The sequence below is a fragment of the uncultured Gimesia sp. genome (assembly GCF_963972345.1).
GTDB lineage: Bacteria > Planctomycetota > Planctomycetia > Planctomycetales > Planctomycetaceae > Gimesia.
Map to the genome: position 1 here is coordinate 1 of NZ_CAXAVM010000132.1, position 20,093 is coordinate 20,093.

15 protein-coding genes and 1 pseudogene are annotated in these 20,093 nt (G+C 50.6%); 10 read left to right on the top strand and 6 right to left on the bottom strand.

Annotated elements, in window-relative coordinates; genetic code table 11:
* From AACZ40_RS19635 to waaF, 3 genes and pseudogenes are all read left to right on the top strand, one after another.
* A pseudogene (locus tag AACZ40_RS19635) lies at positions 1-379 on the top strand (alkaline phosphatase family protein); the annotation flags it as partial.
* Positions 380-601: 222 nt separating this feature from the next.
* Entirely contained in the window at positions 602-2,146 is a 1,545-nt protein-coding gene (locus AACZ40_RS19640; RefSeq protein ID WP_291166636.1) for a bifunctional heptose 7-phosphate kinase/heptose 1-phosphate adenyltransferase, read from the top strand.
* Positions 2,143-3,207, top strand: coding sequence for a lipopolysaccharide heptosyltransferase II (gene waaF / locus AACZ40_RS19645; protein ID WP_291166638.1), 1,065 nt, complete (start codon positions 2,143-2,145; stop codon positions 3,205-3,207). Before AACZ40_RS19640 ends, waaF begins: the two co-directional genes overlap by 4 nt.
* Before the next feature lie 7 nt (positions 3,208-3,214).
* Here waaF and AACZ40_RS19650 read toward each other — a convergent pair whose 3' ends face one another.
* On the bottom strand, positions 3,215-4,474 hold the full coding sequence (locus AACZ40_RS19650; protein WP_291166639.1) for a glycosyltransferase family 87 protein: 1,260 nt from the start codon (positions 4,472-4,474) through the stop codon (positions 3,215-3,217).
* 105 nt (positions 4,475-4,579) lie between these two features.
* Positions 4,580-5,323 (bottom strand): lipopolysaccharide kinase InaA family protein, encoded by a 744-nt coding sequence (locus tag AACZ40_RS19655; protein ID WP_339675534.1) that lies wholly within the window; start codon positions 5,321-5,323, stop codon positions 4,580-4,582.
* A gap of 223 nt (positions 5,324-5,546) precedes the next feature.
* Between AACZ40_RS19655 and AACZ40_RS19660 the strand changes: the two genes are divergently transcribed.
* Positions 5,547-6,305: a glycosyltransferase family 2 protein gene (locus AACZ40_RS19660; RefSeq protein ID WP_291166643.1), complete on the top strand. Its 759-nt coding sequence runs from the start codon at positions 5,547-5,549 to the stop codon at positions 6,303-6,305.
* Between the two features lie 7 nt (positions 6,306-6,312).
* Complete coding sequence (locus AACZ40_RS19665; RefSeq protein WP_291166644.1) at positions 6,313-7,134, top strand: glycosyltransferase family 2 protein; 822 nt, start codon at positions 6,313-6,315, stop codon at positions 7,132-7,134.
* 29 nt (positions 7,135-7,163) lie between these two features.
* Here the strand turns inward: AACZ40_RS19665 and AACZ40_RS19670 are convergent, their stop codons facing one another.
* Entirely contained in the window at positions 7,164-8,957 is a 1,794-nt protein-coding gene (locus AACZ40_RS19670; RefSeq protein WP_291166646.1) for an arylsulfatase, read from the bottom strand.
* Positions 8,958-9,301: 344 nt separating this feature from the next.
* Here AACZ40_RS19670 and ychF point away from each other — a divergent pair, with 344 nt between their 5' ends.
* The 3 genes from ychF (at position 9,302) to hisB (ending at position 12,396) form a co-directional block, all read left to right on the top strand.
* The gene (gene ychF, locus AACZ40_RS19675; protein ID WP_291166648.1) at positions 9,302-10,393 is read left to right on the top strand and encodes a redox-regulated ATPase YchF; all 1,092 of its coding nucleotides are present in this window, start codon (positions 9,302-9,304) and stop codon (positions 10,391-10,393) included.
* A 157-nt stretch (positions 10,394-10,550) separates the two neighbouring features.
* Positions 10,551-11,615, top strand: coding sequence for a histidinol-phosphate transaminase (gene hisC, locus AACZ40_RS19680; protein WP_291166650.1), 1,065 nt, complete (start codon positions 10,551-10,553; stop codon positions 11,613-11,615).
* A gap of 193 nt (positions 11,616-11,808) precedes the next feature.
* Positions 11,809-12,396 (top strand): imidazoleglycerol-phosphate dehydratase HisB, encoded by a 588-nt coding sequence (gene hisB / locus AACZ40_RS19685; RefSeq protein WP_291166652.1) that lies wholly within the window; start codon positions 11,809-11,811, stop codon positions 12,394-12,396.
* Between the two features lie 730 nt (positions 12,397-13,126).
* Here the strand turns inward: hisB and AACZ40_RS19690 are convergent.
* From AACZ40_RS19690 to AACZ40_RS19700, 3 genes are all read right to left on the bottom strand, one after another.
* Positions 13,127-13,804, bottom strand: a complete 678-nt coding sequence (locus AACZ40_RS19690; protein WP_291166653.1) for a hypothetical protein — start codon at positions 13,802-13,804, stop codon at positions 13,127-13,129.
* 168 nt (positions 13,805-13,972) lie between these two features.
* A complete protein-coding gene (locus AACZ40_RS19695; protein ID WP_291166655.1) occupies positions 13,973-15,316 on the bottom strand; it encodes a DUF1552 domain-containing protein in 1,344 nt (447 codons plus the stop codon).
* Positions 15,309-17,690 (bottom strand): DUF1592 domain-containing protein, encoded by a 2,382-nt coding sequence (locus AACZ40_RS19700; RefSeq protein ID WP_339675541.1) that lies wholly within the window; start codon positions 17,688-17,690, stop codon positions 15,309-15,311. The genes AACZ40_RS19695 and AACZ40_RS19700 overlap by 8 nt, the downstream gene beginning before the upstream one ends.
* A 427-nt stretch (positions 17,691-18,117) precedes the next feature.
* On the opposite strand from AACZ40_RS19700, the gene AACZ40_RS19705 reads away from it, so the two are divergent.
* Together AACZ40_RS19705 and AACZ40_RS19710 are read left to right on the top strand one after the other, a co-directional pair.
* On the top strand, positions 18,118-19,494 hold the full coding sequence (locus tag AACZ40_RS19705; RefSeq protein ID WP_291166659.1) for a tripartite tricarboxylate transporter substrate-binding protein: 1,377 nt from the start codon (positions 18,118-18,120) through the stop codon (positions 19,492-19,494).
* A gap of 58 nt (positions 19,495-19,552) precedes the next feature.
* Positions 19,553-20,093 (top strand): tripartite tricarboxylate transporter permease (locus AACZ40_RS19710; RefSeq protein ID WP_339675545.1); only part of this gene is annotated, 541 nt, incomplete at its 3' end.

The window sequence follows — 20,093 nt, forward strand, 5'->3', positions numbered from 1 at the left end:
GATAGCTGATAAGGATTCTTGGTTTACCTATTACTTCTGGCTGGATGACTCGCTGGCTCCGGATTATGCCCGCACGGTCGATATTCACCGTAAGCCCGGCTACGACCCGGTCGAATTGTTTGTTGACCCCACCATCAGGTTCCCCAAGCTGCGAATCGCACGTCGGCTGGCCCGAAAATTTCTGGGCTTTCGTTACTACATGGATCTGACCAGTCTTGATGCCTCTCTTGTTAAAGGCAGTCATGGTCGCTTACCAACGCCTGGAAAAGAAAACGCAGAAGCCCCTGTATTTATCTGCTCATCCAAAGCGATTGAGCGTGATGAAATTCCGATGACAGCGGTCAAAGATATGTTGCTGGAACTGCAGTTTGGCAAATAGGACCCGTCTCTGGTAAGTCAAACCTGAGAAAGAAAATCCGAGTATTAAATTTCTGGTTCCCGCGTTTAATTATTCTTTGGTCCCAGAACTGGTAGATGCCCCAGTTTTACAAAATCGGCATTGACTCAAATCAGGGTTCTGATGATGATGCCGCAGCCTGTAGTGGCAGCAAATTGCATTTACAGATCCGGACTTAAATCATTATCTGAAACGCCTGTATTTATGTCATATCATTTAATCAACACCATTCAAAAATTAGGCCATCCTAAAATTCTGGTTCTAGGCGATCTGATACTGGACCGCTATACCTGGGGAAACGCGGAACGCATCAGTCAGGAAGCTCCTGTCATCCTCTTGCGTGAAGATACTCAGGAGGTTCGACTGGGCGGTGCGGCAAATGTCGCCAATATGCTGATTGGACTGGAAGCGGAAGTAACCATGGCGGGTGTCACGGGCATCGATCTGGATGGGGTCGTGATCAGGGAAGCACTCGAAAAGTGTGGCGTAAACTGCTCAGCAGTCATTGCTGATCCGAGTCGTCCGACTACCGTGAAACAGCGTTTCATGGGACGTGCTCAGCAGAGGCATCCACACCAGATTCTGCGAGTCGATCGTGAAGTGAACACACCCCTCGACCAGGCAACTTCAGAAACATTGCTTAATGCGATTCTGCCACTAATTTCAGAACATCAGGCGATTCTGGTCAGTGATTATGCCAAGGGCGTCTGCACTCCAGAAGTTTTAGCAACCATCATCAAAGCGGCCCGGACAGCGAATGTCCCCGTGATTGTCGATCCTTGTCCTGGTCAGAATTACCAGATGTATTCTGACGCAACAGCTATCACGCCGAACCGACTTGAAACATCACGTGCTGTGGGCTTTGATGTAAAAAACAAGGAAGATGCATTTCAGGCGGGCAGGCAATTATGCCTGGAATTGAATCTCGAATTTGTTTTTGTCACTTTGGACAGTGATGGTATTGCCTTAACGCAGGCCGATGGTGCCAGTGAACTGCTGCCGACGCGTAAGCGTGAAGTCTATGACATTACAGGTGCCGGAGATATGGTGCTGGCTACAATTGGTGTCGGCTGTGCTGCCGGGATTGCCCCTGATGATCTGGCACGTCTGGCAAATGTGGCCGGCGGTCTCGAAGTGGAGCAGATTGGCGTCGTCACTATCAGCCGCGAAGAAATGCTGGCAGATCTCCTGATGGGATCTCGGGTGACCAGCGAAAAAGTGTTGCCGCTGGAAGAATTGCAGAGGCATGTGATGGCCCGTCAAAAGCTGGGACAGAAAGTAGTTTTGACCAACGGTTGTTTTGATGTGATGCATGTGGGGCATGTTACTTACCTCGAACAGGCAGCGGCGGAAGGGGATTGTCTGATTGTCGCCGTCAACAGTGATGACAGTGTCCGCGCTCTTAATAAAGGACCGGACCGTCCCATCTTTGGGCAGGATCATCGTGCCTCGATGCTGGCAGCGCTGGAAGGCATCGATTACGTCGTCATCTTCGGTGAGTCGACTCCTTGTGAACTCATTAGCGTTCTGAAGCCAGACCTGCTGGTGAAAGGGGGGACTTATCAAAAGGAAGAGATCGTCGGGTGGGAAATTGTCGAATCTTATGGCGGTGAAGTGAAAGCGCTGGGAATTACTCCCGGAATTTCCACCACACACGTACTGGGAATCATTCGCAGCAGTCAGGAAAGCGTAAGCATTTCGGCTCCCAGTAACTTCCCCATTGAACTTCCGAAACGAAAAGCCGGATGAAAATTGCAGTCTTTTTACCGAACTGGATTGGAGACGCCGTGATGGCGACTCCTGCGCTGCGGGCGATTCGACAGGAGTTTTCGGCAGCAGAAATTGTCTCCCTTCAAAGACCTTACGTGGCGGATGTGCTTGATGGTCTGACTCTGGTTGATCGGTCCCTTTCATGGAAAAGTGGCGAAAGTCTGACTTCTCAGCTGCGATTTCTACGGCAACTCAGAAGCGAACACTTTGATCTGGCGGTTCTGTTTCCTAATTCGTTTCGCAGTGCCAGCCTGGCATTTCTGGCTGGTATTCCCAGGCGGGTGGGAATCAATCGTGACTATCGGCGCTGGTTACTGACCGACTCACTTCCTGCCGGAGATCGACGGACACCGCATCCGGCGATTGATGAATATTTGAAAATAGCCGCACATGTTCTGGGGGAAGATCATACAAATAATTCTCCTGCAACAAAATTATCGCGTTCCATGGAACTCGCGGTGACAGAACAGGATCGTCATCGCTGGAATTCATTCTGGAGCAAACAGTCTGCTGATTTCAAAAATCGACCACTGATCTGCCTGAACCCCGGCGGTGCCTTTGGAGCTGCCAAGCACTGGCCCACCGCTCATTTTGCCGCACTGGCTCAACAGATTGCTACCGAACTGAGACGGTCTGTCTTAGTCGTTTGTGGGCCTGCCGAAAAAGAAGAGGCGATCCAGATTGTAGAGCAGGCTGCTCACCCGTTCGTCACGTCACTGGCAGGTGAACCGCTGCATCTGGGACTCACGAAAGCTGCCATTCAACAAGCCGAGTTACTGGTGACTACTGATTCAGGCCCCAGGCACTTTGCCGCTCCGTTCCAGGTGCCAGCAGTGACAATATTTGGTCCCACGCATCAGATGTGGAGCGAAACGTTTTATGATCACAGCCTGCCTGTGCAGCTTGATCTGGACTGTGGTCCCTGTCAACAGCGGGTTTGCCCGCTGAGCCATCATCGCTGTATGAAAGAGCTCGGGGCAGAACAGGTCTTCCAGGCTGTAATGTCTCTGCTGGATCAACAACAGCGAACAGCAGCCTGACCCCGGTTCAAGCGGCCCGGTATGTTTTCTCACCATCCAGCGAACCTTCTGGCTCGCAGACGTGCATCTCACTCGATCTGGCGCGACTTTCCACATAGACGATCTGCCAGACCATCAAGGGGATGATCCCTAACGGCAGAATCGCAGGTGACCAGGCAGCGATGGGCAACAACAAACGTTCGACGCCCCCCGTTCCCAGAGGAATCAGCATCAACCAGGCGATCACTGCCAAAATACGGTGGCATTGTTCCCTGAAACTGACAATCAATGCCCAACTGGCGAGTGGAGCAGCCAGGAGAAATGTCAGTCGTTCTGTACCTGGTCCTACCAGTAACTGCCAGCAGACCCAGGTCGTGAGGACACCTGTGAAATAGGTTTGCATCGACCCTGATATTTTCGCCAGCCTGAGGCACCAGAGCAGGGCCAGACCAGCCATGCCAAGCTGCAGCAGCGTATAAATACGATCATCGACATAGGTTCCGAATTGCTCTGCAATGGTGTAGGCATCGCGTAGACCACCCTGCCTGAGAGTACGATAAGGGCCTGTCAACAAGCCATACCAGTTCTGGTACTGTTCCAGCACCACCGGCAGGGGGCGTGTTAAAAAGGGGGGAAGTATCAGCAGCGCGCATGCTGCAGCAAAACGCGTGGAAAGTTGCCAGGGAAATCTCGCCATCAACAACAAAGCCAGGGCAGCGGGCCAGAGCTTAATGTGAACGGCAGCAGCGAGCAGGAAGGCAGCAATCCACCAGCGTTCCTTTTTCAGAGAAACGACAGCGAATACCGCCAGTGCGAAGACCAGGGAATTACTCTGCGCAGACCAGATCGCTCGTGTGCAGCCTGCCAGGCTGAGGATCAGGAAACAGGCTTCCTGAAACCGGGACCAGTTTCCGGGAAAGATCTCCTTTACAAGTAACCGTAAGGCGAGTACCAGCAGCGAAATATTCAAAGCCGTCCAGAGAATGCCGCCCAGAGTGGCAGGCAGGATCGCAAAGGGCGAAAATGCGAGGGCAAAGGTGGGACTGTAGCGAAAACCTGTTTTATAAACTTCGTTGTCGTATAGATTTCGGTCTGCCCACCAGTTGATCGATGAGTCTGCAAAGCAGGGGTAAACCGATTTATTTTCCGGTTGTACCACGAATTTTACGCTCACGGCAATCCACAGTACGGCCCATAAAATCAAGGCACGTTTGAGCCAGATCACACCGGATGATTCTTCGACCAGGGGGGATTTGAAAAACAGTGGATTTTGAGGAGATTGATTCATGTCAGACCTGAAAAATAGGTGTCTTACATGCAAAGACAGCAGGATGGGGCTGGAAGGTTTACGACCCGTGCTTTTAAGATTTTTCGCCAATCAGGGCAAGGTCAATCAACCTGCCGGGAATGGCCTTTTGGACTTGTGCAGACTTTTTCTTAACATTTGAAAGAAATGGCGGCGTTTATTGCCTCTGAGCTCTCCCAAAGCCGACCGTATACAAATGACCTGAAGCGAGAGGGGAACCGTCAGTCCTTCGTTCAACGGTTGAATCGCCAGACGATCCAGCATGCAGACCAGCGAATCCGAGACCGAGCGACTCCTGCGAATTCCTACAGGATCAATCAGCCAGAGCGAATGGGGTTCAGCATCCTGGCTGTTCCCTTTCACCACGACATTTTCCAGTTTCAGATCACGATGGCGTAGTCCCGCCTCCGCCAAGCGTCTGACGATCTTTCCCAGTTCCCGTGCAAGTTCATAGTGCAGGTTGTGAGATTCGGGACGCGTAGATTTCAGCAGGTCGCAGGCAGTTGAACCCTCAATAAAAGGCAATTCCAGTTGATAGAAGTCACCTGCCCGGTAAACGGGTGTCGCCGGTTGTGGCGTATTGACACCAGCTTTGAGCAACTTCCATGCACCTGAAAGTTGACGGTCGGGTTGGGACTGTTTGAAAAACGATTTCCAGCGGAGTTGCCAGGTTACCGGCCAGCGTTTGAGAGTTGTCAGTCCCCGTCCGGGTACCTCCAACAGCCATACGGAACGAAAGTCTTCTTCTTTGAGGCAGCGAATTATCGTATAAGGGGTACTGTGATCGAACAGTTGGAAACAGGGACGTGCTTGAGGATGGGAATCAGACAATTTCAACGCGGCTTTTCATGATTTTGGTGATTGCTCTTTTCGAGACAGTAATTTCCTGCCAAACTCTCGGCAATCTTTCAGGAAACAAGTCAATAGATCATAATAACCTGTGTCATTCAGGTACCTTCTTTTATCAGGAACGCGCGCGGTTGACAATCTTGAATATTGTTCAACGCTCCTGTGAAACGTGTCCCGTTCGTAAGTAGTATTTAAAGTCAGCTTTATGTCGTTATCGATTATCGTTATTGTTAAAAACGAAGAATCCTCCATCCGTGAATGTCTTGCATCGGTTGCCTGGGCAGACGAAATCATCGTTCTGGATTCCGGCAGCACCGATCAGACGGTTGCAATCTGCCGCGAATATACGGACAAGGTGTATGAAACGGACTGGCCAGGATTCGGGCCCCAGAAAAATCGTGCCCTGGAATATGCCACCAAAGACTGGGTGCTTTCCATCGATGCAGATGAACGAATCTCTTACGATCTGCAAACTGAGATCAAGCGCATTATTCAAATGCCTGTCCGCTTTGACGCCTATACCATGCCGCGGCGGTCGAATTACTGTGGACGGTATATGAAACACAGTGGCTGGTGGCCAGATCGGGTAGTGCGTCTCTTTCGGCGGGGAAAAGCCAGCTTCAGTGATGATCTGGTACATGAGCGAATTGTTGTTAATGGCAAAACCGGAAAACTCCGCGAGCCAATCATTCATGAATCGTTACTGACTCTGGAGCAGATCCTCAATACGATGAATTGCTATTCAACCGCCAGTGCGAAAATGCTGGCAGAGGAAAAACAGCAGGCAGGGCTCTGTAAGGCTGTTACCCATGGCGTGTGGACGTTTATTCGCACTTATTTTCTCCGTGCCGGGTTTCTGGATGGAAAAGAAGGTTTTATGCTCGCCATTTCGAATGCCGAGGGAACCTATTACCGCTATCTGAAACTCATGGTGATCAATAAAGAGAATCAGAAGGAACTTTGATCAGTTCATGCCGCGAATTGCAGTCATCATTACGACCTATAACTGGCCCGCTGCTCTGGAAGCAGTGCTCGCCGGTTATTTATCGCAACTCCATCCGCCAGATGAATTGATCATTGCCGATGATGGATCGACTGACGAGACGCGCGAAGTGATTGACCGTTTTCGCAACCAGGCACCATTTCCGGTCAAACATGTCTGGCACGCCGATCAAGGGTTTCGTGCGGGCGCCATTCGCAACCGGGCAATTCAGGCTTCGGACTCAGATTATCTCGTTTTTACCGATGGGGATTGCATTCCCACTCCCGGGTTTTTAAAAGCCCATTTACGGCTTGCTGAAACCGGCTGGTTTCTGTCAGGGAATCGAGTCCTGTTATCTGAATACTTTTCCCGGGATGTACTCCAGCAAAAAGTCCCCGTTTCCAGTTGGACTTGGAGTGACTGGATTCATGCGCGTCGTCGCAGGCAGATTAATCGACTATCACCCTTATTCCGAATTCCAACTGGAGCGTGGTATCGGCATCGACTGGCAAAAAAATGGGAAGGCGCAAAAACCTGCAACCTGTCCGTATGGAAACAGGATTTGCTGGCGGTAAACGGATTTGATGAAGATTACACTGGCTGGGGAATGGAAGATTCCGATCTGGTGCTGCGATTGATCAGAAATGGGATTTACCATAAAGATGCCCGTTTTGCGGCAGCTGTATTTCATATCTGGCATCAGGAAAATTCACGGGATCAACTGGAAGAAAATCAGCGACGTCTGCAACAGTTGATTGAGACGGATCGCATTCAGGCACGTACCGGCATTGCGCAGGCACAGTCAGGGTAAGTGTGCGCGCTTAAAGAGGAAGTGCCGTTTTAGTCCTTTCGGAATATCTCCACAAAGAAGGCGCCACGAGAGACTCCATTCCCTTCGTCCAGCCAGGTCTGCAGTTTTTTCTGTCCTCGCATCAGGTCGACTTGGAAAGTTGTTGACAGATCTCCTTCAGCGACAGCCTGTTCCTGTTTCAATTCACCAATCTGAATTCTGGCAGTCCCCTGTTTTAAAGGATGATGTGCAGATTCCGGGCGACAGCGTAATGTGATTTCATATGTACCAGGCTCAGTGACATCCACAATCCAGAATCCGTTTGCAACGGGATTTTTAGCAATCAACTGATGATTCCAGGGAACCTGCTCAATCGGAGCGTGCCAGTCGTGGCAGGTGAGATGTGAAGGGTTTTCAAAACGGGATCCGATCCCGATGGCAACATAACGATTGAAGACAGGAGTCAGGCCGCTCCACCATTTTTCATATTCTGCAGACAGGTATTTAACGACTCCCGCATATTCGGCGGCGACATTTTTGGTCTGTCCTGGATCATTCTGAATGTCATAGAGTTCTTTTTCATTTACCAGCCTCCAGCGTTCGGCCATGACGGATGACTTCCGCCATTTCTCAGGCGTTTCGATGCGCTGAGAATGTACGATCAGGGTTCGGTTCCGTAAAGCGTCTTTATTACCGTTTAATATCGGAACCAGACTGGTACCGTCCAGTTTGAGTTCGCTGGAAATCGTCAAATCACACAGCTCAGCCAGAGTAGGAAGGATGTCGATGTGGGCTGTTAACTGGTTGATATTCTTCCCCCCAGTCAGTCCACCCCCGGGCCAGTGAATGTAACAGGGGACGCGGTGACCACCATCATATTCCGAACCTTTTGTTCCCCGCATGCCGGCATTATAACCGGGCCAGGTTTCCAATGTGATTGGTTTTCCTTTGGAAAGACGTCGTTGCTGTTTTTTACTCAGATTTTTGGGGTTGGGTCGTTGCAGCCCTGCAGCGGTGCCGTTGTCAGTCATGAAGATCAGAATAGTGTTTTTTTCCAGACCAGACACTTTCAGGTAGTGCAGCAGTCGTCCCATATTTTCATCGATATTGGTGATCATGCCATAAAAGGCCGCCATTTTTTCCGGGACCCCTTTATCTTCATACGGATCACTGTATTTGGGATCGACCAGATAAGGACTATGAGGTGCATTGGTAGAAAGGTATGCAAAAAAAGGTTTCGTCTTGTCTGCTTCGATAAATTTCAAAGCTTCATCAAACCAGATGTCAGTGCAATATCCCTGAAACTTTTCCGGCTTTCCATTGCGCAGATAGGTGTCGCTGAAATAATCATTCTGCCAGTCATCGGGGGTTTGACCGACCCCTCCACCGCCATGCTGGACGACTGTTTCGAAACCCTGATCCTGGGGGCGCAGTGGATAATTATCTCCCAGATGCCATTTGCCGAAGAGTCCTGTGCGGTAGCCATTACTTTTGAAGATCTCTGCCAGCGTGACTTCATTCGTGTCCATCAGCGAACGGCCCATGATCGTATGCCAGACACCGGTCCGCGTCGAATAGCGTCCGGTCATCAAGGCAGAGCGTGTCGGGGCGCAGGTGGGATCGACGTGAAAATTCGTCAGCCGCAGACTCTTCTGATATAATTGATCCAGATTTGGAGTATGGATCATCTGATTGCCGTGGGCGGCAATATCCCCGTAGCCCTGGTCATCAGTGATGACCAGAATGATATTGGGTTTTCCAGGTTCAGGAGTGTCTGCCGGGCAATCCTCCAGGCTGACCAATAAGATCAGGATGCAGGTCAACAGGTGCAGAATTGGTCGCATAGCCTACTCATCAAAGTGTTTATTGCTCAAAAGTCAGTACAGATATAAATCGATTTTTGTACTTATATTCATTGTCCAGTTTAACTACCCCGCTCAGGGAAAGGTAGTAATATTTTAACTTGTCTTAGATTTATACTGTTGCAACAGCGACTCTGTTGGTTGTCATCAACCTGATTTCAGCAGAATCTGAAAAGAGAGAGGTCAAGAACCTCCTGACCGGTCAATTCCTTTTGATTCAGGACTTCGCTATGATGTGCCAGAATCCGGGGTTAATCTTGAAATCAAAGTGCCGATCTGCCGCCGGAATAAAATATTTCAACATTATTTAATTACTGAAAAGAACCATGGAAGCCGGAATTGTTGGCCTGCCGAATGTAGGTAAATCCACGTTGTTTAATGCGTTAACTGCTGCGGGAATCGCAAGTGAAAACTATCCCTTCTGTACGATTGAGCCCAATGTGGGAATTGTCAATGTGCCAGATCCGCGGCTGGAAATGATTCATCAGTATATCCCCACCGATAAAGTGATTCCTGCCATTTTAAGGCTGGTGGATATTGCGGGGATCGTGCGGGGTGCCTCGGAAGGGGAAGGGCTTGGCAACAAATTCCTGTCTCACATTCGCAATGTGGATGCCATCCTGCATGTGGTACGCTGCTTTGAAAACGGCGATGTGATCCATGTCGAGGGAAAAGTCGACCCGATCAGCGATATTGAAACGATTGATATCGAATTGATGCTGGCTGATATGCAGATGGTCGAATCGGCCAAGCAAAAGGCAGCCAAAACGGCCCGTTCGGGAAATGCGGAAGCCAAGTCGCGTCTGGCCGTGCTCGAAGTCTGTGCCGCCCGCCTGGCAGAAGAAAAGCCATTACGGGGTCTCACTTTTGATAATCCGGATCAACAGAAGATATTCAAAGGTTACCAGTTCCTGACAGCCAAGCCCGTTCTTTATCTGGCGAATGTGGATGAGGACGACATTCAAGGTGAAGGCGAACTGGTACAGCGTGTCCGGGAACGTGCTGCTGAAGAGGGGGGCGAAGTCGTTGTGGTCTGTGGTCGGCTGGAAGCGGAAATTGCCGAGTTGGACGAAGCAGACCAGAAAGAAATGCTGGAGAGTGTCGGCCTGGAAGAACCGGCGCTGGCTGTCGTCGCCCGGGCCGCCTACCATACACTGGGACTGCAGAGTTACTTCACCGCCGGGAAGATTGAAATCCGTGCCTGGACAATTCCGATCGGCGCTACCGGACCTCAGGCTGCGGGAGTGATTCATACAGATTTTGAGCGGGGTTTTATCCGTGCGGAAATCTTTTCAGTCTCCGACCTGGAACAGTATCATACGGAAAAAGCAATCCGGGAAGCGGGTAAGCTTCGCGTGGAAGGCAAAGAGTACATCATGAAAGATGGCGATATCTGCCATTTCCTGTTTAATGTGTGAACTGGATGTAAGATAAGCCAGCTTTCTGAGACTTCTTTAATTTTTATGAGAACTCTTGTCTGAGCAATGTTGTCTATATTCAGGTCTGCTCCTGATTGTGGCAGCACGATCAGAGCATCTCACCTCTTAAGAAATATGAATTGAGATTAGTATCATCATGAGTCTGTTTCGTCCCCAGGTTCAGCAAATGACCGGTTATACACCCGGTGAGCAGCCACAGGAGTCTGGCTGGGTCAAACTGAATACGAATGAAAACCCCTATCCCCCTTCACCGCTTGTCAAAGAGGCAGTGGAACGAGCCCTGGCAGGTCGCTTGAATATCTATCCCGATCCGCTGGCTACGGAATTCCGGAAAGTGGCCGCGGAACTCTTTCAGGTGGATCCTGACTGGATCCTGCCCGGTAATGGCAGTGATGAAGTTCTGACGATTCTGATGAGGACGTTTGCGGATGCCGGCGATCTGGTGTCTGCCCCGTATCCGAGCTATACGCTCTACGAAACGCTGGCGGAAATTCAGGGAGCCCGCTTCCAGAAAATACAGCTTAATCCAGACTGGAGCTGGCCCACTTCGCACGCGCAGGAAGTTACAGCGAAGAGTAAAATTCTGTTTGTGCCGAACCCGAATGCGCCCTCCGGAAACCGCTGGTCCGATGACGATATTCTTTCCCTGGTTCCCGCTCAGGGTGTGCTGGTACTTGATGAAGCTTATGGCGATTTTTGTGATCAGCCGCATAAAGGTGAATTGCTTAACTCGAAAGCCGGCGAACGAATTATCGTGACGCGTACGTTGAGTAAGTCTTACAGCCTGGCTGGCATTCGGTTTGGCTTTGCTGTCGCGCACCCGGAACTGATTCAGGGGATGCAGAAAGTCAAAGACAGCTACAACTGCAATACTCTCTCGCTGGCAGCAGCGCTGGCTGCACTCAAGGACCAGGCGTGGATGCAGGCCAATACGAAAAAAATCCAGGCGACCCGGGCACGGTTGATTTCAGAACTGAATCAACTGGGATTCCAAACGGTAGACAGCCAGACAAATTTTGTCTGGTGTACTCATCCGGATCAAGAGCATGAACGTCGCTATCAGGATTTAAAACGTCGCAAGATCCTCGTACGCTATATGAAGTTTGGCCTGACTGACGGCGTGCTGGATGGTTTGAGGATCACCGTGGGGACCGATGATGAGATCCAGGCGGTTCTGAATGCACTGCAGGAGATTGGCTGAATCACTGTTACATCGTGCAAAGTTTGACAATCTCACACGCGCGATTGAAACGGTTATACAATTCAGGCCGACAACACCAAAGCGAATTGAAGCCAAGTCGGTCTGCCGCGGTAAAGCATTTTTGAGAAACCCGATCCGGGCTGTAAGATTATAAAAATCAACAAGTTGACCTTTATTATACGAGTTCTCTCAAATGAGCCGCAAAGCATCGATTAAACGTGATACCGCAGAAACGCAGATTGAATTGACTCTGGAACTGGATGGCACTGGCCAGTCGGAGATTCAGACCGGCGTCGGTTTTTTTGATCACATGCTGACACTGCTGGCCCGCCATGCACTGTTTGATTTAACCGTCAAAGCCAACGGGGATCTGGATGTCGACTATCACCATACCGTGGAAGATGTAGGCATCTGTCTCGGGAAAACTCTTTGTGAAGCAGTAGGTGATAAAAAAGGAATCACCCGCTATGGTTCCATCACACTTCCCATGGAAGAGACACTGGTCACGACTGCACTCGACTTAAGCGGTCGTTCCTGGTTTGTGTTTGATGTGACATTTCCCACAGAAAAAATTGGCCAGTTCGACACCGAACTCGTACGGGAATTCTGGCAGGCTTTTGCCTCGAACGGTTTGTTGAATCTGCATCAGGTTCTGCATCATGGCGGTAACAGTCACCACATTTCAGAAGGGCTGTTCAAGGGAACGGCACGGGCTCTCCGGCAGGCCGTGACGATTGATCCGCGTCAGCAGGGAGTCCCTTCGTCCAAGGGAGTGCTGTAGTTGATGTGGTAGACTTATCCGTTTTTGAACTGAAAAACGGATGATGAATTCCCTGGTTTCCCGACTGCATTTTCAACGTGAATGTCAATGTTCGGTAAGTTATCACCGCTGAAAAAAACGAATTTATTTTTCGTACTCTTTTTCCTCGCATCTATGTTGACTCTCTGGGTAGAAAAGTTAATCTGAGAAATAGCTCTGGTGTGTTGAAGTGATTCGAACTCGAATCCATGTGAGTCAGGAAGTTTGACTTCAATATCACAGCGCGTTTTTAAATTTAACTTTTGCCATTCCGACTTGGACTGTTTCCAGTCACAACCTGAATAGACATCGTGGCAAGATCTGTCTCTCTTATCAGAGGGCTGCATCAATACCATCTGCGATGTTAAAACCACTCTTCGCAACGAAATGATTCTTCCTGCTGATATCCGATCGTCGATCAACGATATCCGGGGGCAGTGTGTATTTACATTGCGGTGACCAGACAGGTCTGGATTGAAACAGTCACTGTTTCGGAACGTTGTAAAATTAAATGAGGAAACTCCCGAAATCACCGCTTGTGCCAATACGGATGGCGACTTGGGTTGTTTTGACTGCCGAGAATAATGGCCAGTAAGTGTCAGCGGCAGCCTAGGACTTGATGGCTCTGTACGGATTATGAGTAAGTTGGTTGGTAGTCAAATTTATTGTGATTGAAGCTCACAATTTTCTATTTCGGGAGTTTCCCTTTTTCTCAGGCAGCCGCCTGATTCTCCGCGTCGATTTCATACAGCAACGCGTTTTTCTCTTTTCCTACCAGTTTGATCGCGCCCGTATTACGCAGGCAATATGCCATCTTCTGTGCCAGCCAGCGCGGGATACCCGCTGCTTTAGCCAGATCTTTCGTCTGAAAAGGAGCAGGGAGCTTCCCCGGGATTAACTCCAGCAGATCTGTCGCTGTGTTGAGCATAATCTGTTCCTCGACTGACCGCAGGACTCGATCTGTCACGCGATAATCTTTCCCCTTCCAGCGGCGGGGCTTTCTTGCAATCCGGTGTTCTTCCTGAATCGTCAATGCGACTTCCAGTGTCAGTCGTGGATGGGGGAACACGTTGGTAAAATGCACCATGTCTTCAAACAGATCAAAGACCGAGCCGCGGCGGGGACTGAAGCGGGCGGAAATGGTATCTCCATTCTTCTTTTGCCGCTTGATCAGATATTTCCGGATCGCAATCGGTTTGACGACATGCACATCGTAATCTACCAGCAGGCAGCGGACCTTGTCGCGAATCGCCCCCAGCGAGCCATGCTGAATCTCAATCAGTCGGTCACCATCAATGGCATCAATACGATATGCACCCAGCGTGATTTCTTCACACTCTGCATTAGGTGCATAATAAGATTTCAATTGACGATGCAGGGAGGTTTCCATACCGGGCGCACGTTCGGGAGAGGGGAGTTCAATAAAGCGGACGCTGATTGCCGGGCATGGTAGGTCAGATGCAAAACTGTGTCTATATGAATCTCAAATGCAAACAGGCTGCTCACCATAAGCGGTCAGCAGCCTGATTCATGTTATATATCGAGTGTGCGCCGTGTCTCAGGAGTCGATGACAGTCAGGCGGCCTGTACTGTCGCCAAAGGAGGTAACCGGGGCTCCCACTCGATCCAGCATGGAGACGAACAGGTTACTCAAGGGGGTTTCTGTCTTGACCTGATGATGGAAACCGGTCTTGATTGTACCACCACCTTTACCGGCCAGAATGATGGGCAGGTCATGATGGCTGTGGCGGTTACCATCACTGATGGCGCTGCCATAACAGATCATCGAGTTATCCAGCAGGTTACTGTTTCCTTCCGGTGTCTCTTTAAGGCGTTTCAGGAAGTAGGCAAACTGCGAGGTCAGATACTCATCAATTTTTTGAATATCAGCCATCTTCTTTTCATCATTGCGATGGTGTGACAGTTCATGGTGTCCCGAATTGACACCCACCATGGGGAAGGTCTGGTTACTTCCCGCATTGCCTACCATAAATGTGGCGATGCGGGTGGTATCGGTCTGGAAAGCCAGAATCAGCAGGTCGTACATCAGGCGGATGTGCTCCTGGAACTCGCTGGGAATGCCTTCCGGGAGCTGCATTTCCGGCGGTTTGATTTTTTCCTGATGGGTACTGCGCTCGATCCGCTGCTCGATTTCCCGCACGCTGGTGAAATACTCGTCGATCTTACGCTTGTCGTTTCGTCCCAGTTGTTTCTTCAACTGATCGGCATCCTGTTTGACCAGGTCCAGAATGCTCTGGCGATCTTTCATATGGCGGGCACGTTGTTTTTCCCGTTCAGCTCCACCGCCAAACAACCGTTCAAATGCCAGTTTGGGAACGATTTCTTTTGCAGTGGGAGTAGAAGGTGTCCGCCAGGAAATATTGGAAGAATAAGCACAGCTGTAACCGGAGTCGCATTGCCCTGCATTACGACCGCGCGTCATACCCAGTTCCAGAGAAGGCAGTCGAGTCAGATGGCCGACCTGCTGTGCGGCAACCTGGTCGACGGAGATACCGGCTTTGATGTCCGCACCACTGGTTTTTGTCGGATGCGCACTGGTGAGGTACACGGAAGCACAACGGGCATGATCTCCGGCGCCATCGCCGAGCGCACGCGCATTGATCTGGGCTAATCCCGAAATCACATTGATATCGGATTTCAGGCTTTCCAAGGTCTTCAATGTTTTGGGCATCTCATAATTCTGACCTGTGGATTCAGGATACCATGAAGGACCAATCACCCCGTTCGGAAAGAAAATGAAGGCCGTCCTGACGGGAGCTTTCGCGGCAGCTGGTGCAGCAGCTGCCAGATTCAGCTGGGGTTGCATGATGTCCAGCAATGGCAGAGCCATTGTTGTTCCAAGACCCTGCAGAAAAGTTCGGCGTTTCAGGAGATTAGTCATTGTGAGAACCTCGTTGACGTTTCAGGAAGGGATCGCTTGTAACAATTTCGGTGACGAGCGCCGAAAAGCGATAACCTCTGGTAGTAAAGTTGTTGGTGATTTCGTCCAGCGCACACTTGTCATAGTATTCCACACCACGACCAATGGCGTAAGTCAGCATCTTCTCTGCTAAGGATCGGCAAAACCCCTGTTTCTGCTCTTCCAGAATCCCTATTAATTCTACGGGACTCTTGAAACTCTGACCACTGGGTAATTGACCAGAAGAATCGATTTTATGCTTTCCTTCTTTATCTCTCCAGCGACCAATGGCGTCGAAATTTTCGAAACCCAGTCCCAAGGGATCCATTTGATCGTGACAGGCTGCACAACCGGCAATTTTTCGATGCAGCGCCAGTTGTTCGCGTAACGTGGCATTCGGTTTCGCGCCTGCCGCTTCTTCCAGCTCTGGCACGTTTGGCGGTGGTGCCGGAGGAGGGGTGCCCAGAATGTTATCCATAATCCATTTTCCCCGTTTGACAGGTGAAGTCCGTCCCGGATTGGAGGTTAATGTCAGAATGCTGGCCTGGGTGATCAGGCCGGCCCGCTTCGATTTATCGAGGCTGACTTTCTGGAATTCTTCCCCTTTGATTTTGTCGTTTCCGTAAAACTTCGCCAGATTCTCATTCATGAAAGTGTAATCGGCGTTGATGAATTCAATCACACTCCGGTCTTCTTTCATGATATAGCTGAAGAACTCTTCCGTTTCACGACGCATGTCTGCTTTCAGCTGGGAATTGAAAACGCGGAATTTTCGTGGATCAGGTGTCAGGTCATCCAGGTTTCGTAGATTCAGCCACTGGCCGGCAAAGTTTTTGACAAACGCCTCTGACCTGGGATCTTCCAGCATGCGTTTGACCTGCACCTGCAGGGTACGTTGGTCGTGCAGTCGTCCCTGGGCTGCCAAGTCGAACAGAGTCTGGTCGGGCATGCTGCTCCACAGGAAGTAAGAGAGCCGGGAAGCAATCTCGTATTGAGCGATGGTCTGTTCGTCACGTTTATTAGTAGGATCTTGCAGACCTTCAATGCGAAACAGGAAGTGAGGCGAAACCAGGATCGCCTGAACGCCAACCTGAATTCCCTGCTCGAACGTACTCCCCGACTTCACGCGTGCTTCGACCAGATCGACAACCCGAGCGACTTCTTCCCGGCTGACGGGACGACGGAATGCCTGAGTGGCGAACTCGCGGATAATCTTCTCTGCACAATAATGGACTGAGCGACCGCTGCCGGGAGTACAGGTAATGATTTTATGATGGGAAGCAGGCAGGTCGGCAGGCAGTTGTCCCAGGGGACCTTTGAAAGCGCCCTCATTCACATACAGGTTCCGATCCCGTTTATTGGGGGGACCCTTCGGATCGTAAAAGTCATTCAGGAATGAAATCGTCAGGATATGTTTGCCTTTCGGCAGCCGAACTGCCTGCGGCATGGTGAAAGTGCCGGGTGAGTTCCGGTCCTCTTTCACTTCGAATGTTTTCAGCAGTTTTCCGTCCAGTTTGACTTCCATTTTTGCTGGTTCGTTTCCGGCGGGAGTGGAACCGGCGACGATCTGGAAGTCATACATTCCATCCTGCTTGAGTTGAATTCTGCCGGCCAGAGTACCACGGGAGTGAAAGCCAGCACCACTTTTTCTGATGGTGACAGCGCCTTCTTTGTCATAGTCCTTCTGGGTGATTTTCTGCCAGGGGTAGCTGTCCGGAGTGTTTGCAAAAATAGCTTTCTCCGAGATCTCTTCCGCGGCATCCAGGTATTTTTCCATCAACAGAGGTGGCAGCGTCAGGACATCGCCAATGTTATCGAAGCCATAGCCGACATCATCCGAGGGGAAGTTTTCCGCCGGATTAAAATCAACGCCAACCAGGTCACGAATGGTGTTGTTGTACTCGCTGCGGTTCAAACGACGAACGGTGACGCGTCCCGGGTTAATGTCGCCCGAACAGTCTACTCCATATAAAGCATCGTCGAACCAGGCCAGAACGTCTTCCCGCTCCTTGTCAGTTGGCAGAGTACCAGCATCTTTAGGGGGCATGGACTGAATCTGAATTCGCTTGACGATTTTCTCCCACGCTTCCCGTTGTTCCAGAATGCTGTCACGAGATTTATATTTTTCCAGCGCCAGACCAGCTTCGGCTTCTTCACCAGTGTGACAGTCCAGACAGTATTTGGTAATGAACTGTTTCACCTGTGACTGAAACTGCTTTTCAGATTTCTCCAGGCTCAGCGGTTCTGCTTTTGCTTCAGCGAAACAGAGTAGCAGGCTCAGACTGCAGGCTGTCATACAGACACTCTTCAGAGTCTGATATTTTGAGCGCCGGGAAATAAATTCAATCATTCGCATTTATAAAAAACCTTCGGGCGGGGGACTCAGGTTGAATTCTTCCGAGTGGCTTAAAATCGAAAGCTGTGAGCGCGTCGATGGCACACGTTCAGACCGAGGCAGGTATTTAGTGGCAGGAAACTCTATCCTATAGCGTAACCTCCCCAGAGACCGTTTTGCAAGATCAGTCTGCGGAGGATCTCCTGTAAATCAGGCTATATTATAACACACCTCGCTGCCAGTCTGTATTCTACTCACCAGACAGGGAGTGAGTTTCAATATTTTTGGTTCTTAAGTATTTCATGCGAACTTAATGAAACTGGACACTGCCGGTTTGCTGGTTGTTGACAGGCTTTATTCCGCTCTGCATCCTAGGGAAAGCAATCTGCTGTTCAGGCAGGTTTCCTCTCTAAAAAAATGATCTCAAATCCTTTCTGGTACTGAACTGATGAATCAGCGCGCGATGATTACTGTTAGTGTCCGGTGGAAACTTCTTCTACTCTGTCTCTTCCTGTTGAGCGGCTGTACTGCGAGTACCGTCGAAAATTATCCGGATCGACCGATCACCATTATCTGTCCCTGGTCGGTTGGCGGTGCGACGGATCGCACGTCGCGTCAACTGGGTGTCTATCTTGAGCAGGAACTCGGTGTTCCTGTCAACGTCATCAATGCAACAGGCGGTCGCGGGGTCACGGGGCACAGTCGCGGTCTGAATGCCCGCCCCGACGGCTATACGCTGGCTGTCATCACCGGCGAACTCAATATGCTGCACTGGCAGAATCTGACAAAACTCACACATCAGGATGCCATTCCGATTGTTTCACTCGTCGATGGCGCCGCTGCCGTCTTTGTTAAAAAAGATTCTCCGTTTCAGAACATGCAGGAACTGCTGAACTATGTCAAATCGCATCCCGGCAAACTGACTGCTACCGGTACTGCCAGCGGGGGTATCTGGCATCTGGCCCTGGCAGGCTGGCTCGACTTCAGCGGGCTCAATGCCGAAGACATCAAGTGGATCCCCATGAATGGTGCGGGCCCCTCTCTGCAGGAACTGGCCAGTGGCGGCGTAGATCTGGTCTGCTGCAGCCTGCCTGAAGCCAAGACGCTGTATGAGTCGGGGCAGGTCCGTTGTCTGGGCGTGATGGCGGAAGAACCGCTGGCAGAATTTCCGGAAGTCCCCACTTTCCGTTCGCAGGGGATGGACTGGAACATCTCAGGCTGGAACGGTCTTGCCTTACCTGCAGATACACCGGAACCGATCGTGGCGAAAGTCTCAGCTGCCGTCAGAAAAATTACGGATGGTGACGTCAGACTCAATGGCAAGTCATTTCCGGAAGCCATGCGGGAGGCAGGCCTGAGTACCCGTTATCGGGCTAATGAGGAATTCGCAACGTTTCTGAAATCGAATGACGAAACGCTGGGAAAACTGTTAACCAGTGATGCTTTCGCTCAGATGTCCACGCGGGATACCGGACCATTGGTCTTTCCCGGATTGATTGCGTTGGCCATGTGCGTGATTCTGGGCTGTCTGGCGGTGCAGAAAAAAGTCCAGGCCCTCGCTCCCGAAGTGACCGGCGATGCGGTCACCCGTCAGGGCATTATGAATACGATACTCGTTCTGATCGGGATTGTTTCCTACCTGCTGTTTGCGGAAGAACTGGGTTTTATTCTGACAGCGGGAGTTGTGCTGTTTCTGCTGCTCTGGAAATTTGGCACACGCTGGTGGGTCAGTGCATTGATTACGATATTATTCATCCCGGGAATCTATACCCTGTTTGCCCAGCTCCTGAGAGTTCCCCTGCCACGGGGTGTGTTCGGCTGGTAGCGCCTCGACTCGACTTTGTTCTGAATCTGACATTCGCCTCGCAACTTGAAGAATCAACATGGAATCGACATTCATCACCGCGTTACAGAATATCGTCTCACCCGAGGTCCTGCTGGTGATTTTTCTCTCAGCCGTTTATGGTCTGTTCGTGGGCTCGATTCCGGGACTGACGGCGACCATGGCGGTTGCATTGCTGATACCACTCACCTTTTACCTTGATAATCTCTCCGCCATCGCCGCGATTGTGACCCTGGAGGCCTGCAGTATTTTTGCCGGCGATATCCCGACGACGCTGGTCCGGATACCGGGGACTCCCTCTTCAGCCGCGTATACTGACGATGCTTACTCGCTGACCCGCCGCGGACTGCATGAAACGTCTTTAGGAGTCTCGCTTGTCTTCAGTGTCGCCGGCGGGCTGTTCGGTGCATTCGTGCTGATCCTCGCTGCTCCGCAACTGGCAAAGATCGCATTTGAATTTACAACCTATGAATACTTCTGGCTGTATGTGCTGGGCTTAAGCTGTGCTGCCATCGTCTCTACTGGTTCCCGGCTCAAAGGAGCCCTCGCTTTGATGATCGGTCTGATGTTCGCCACTGTCG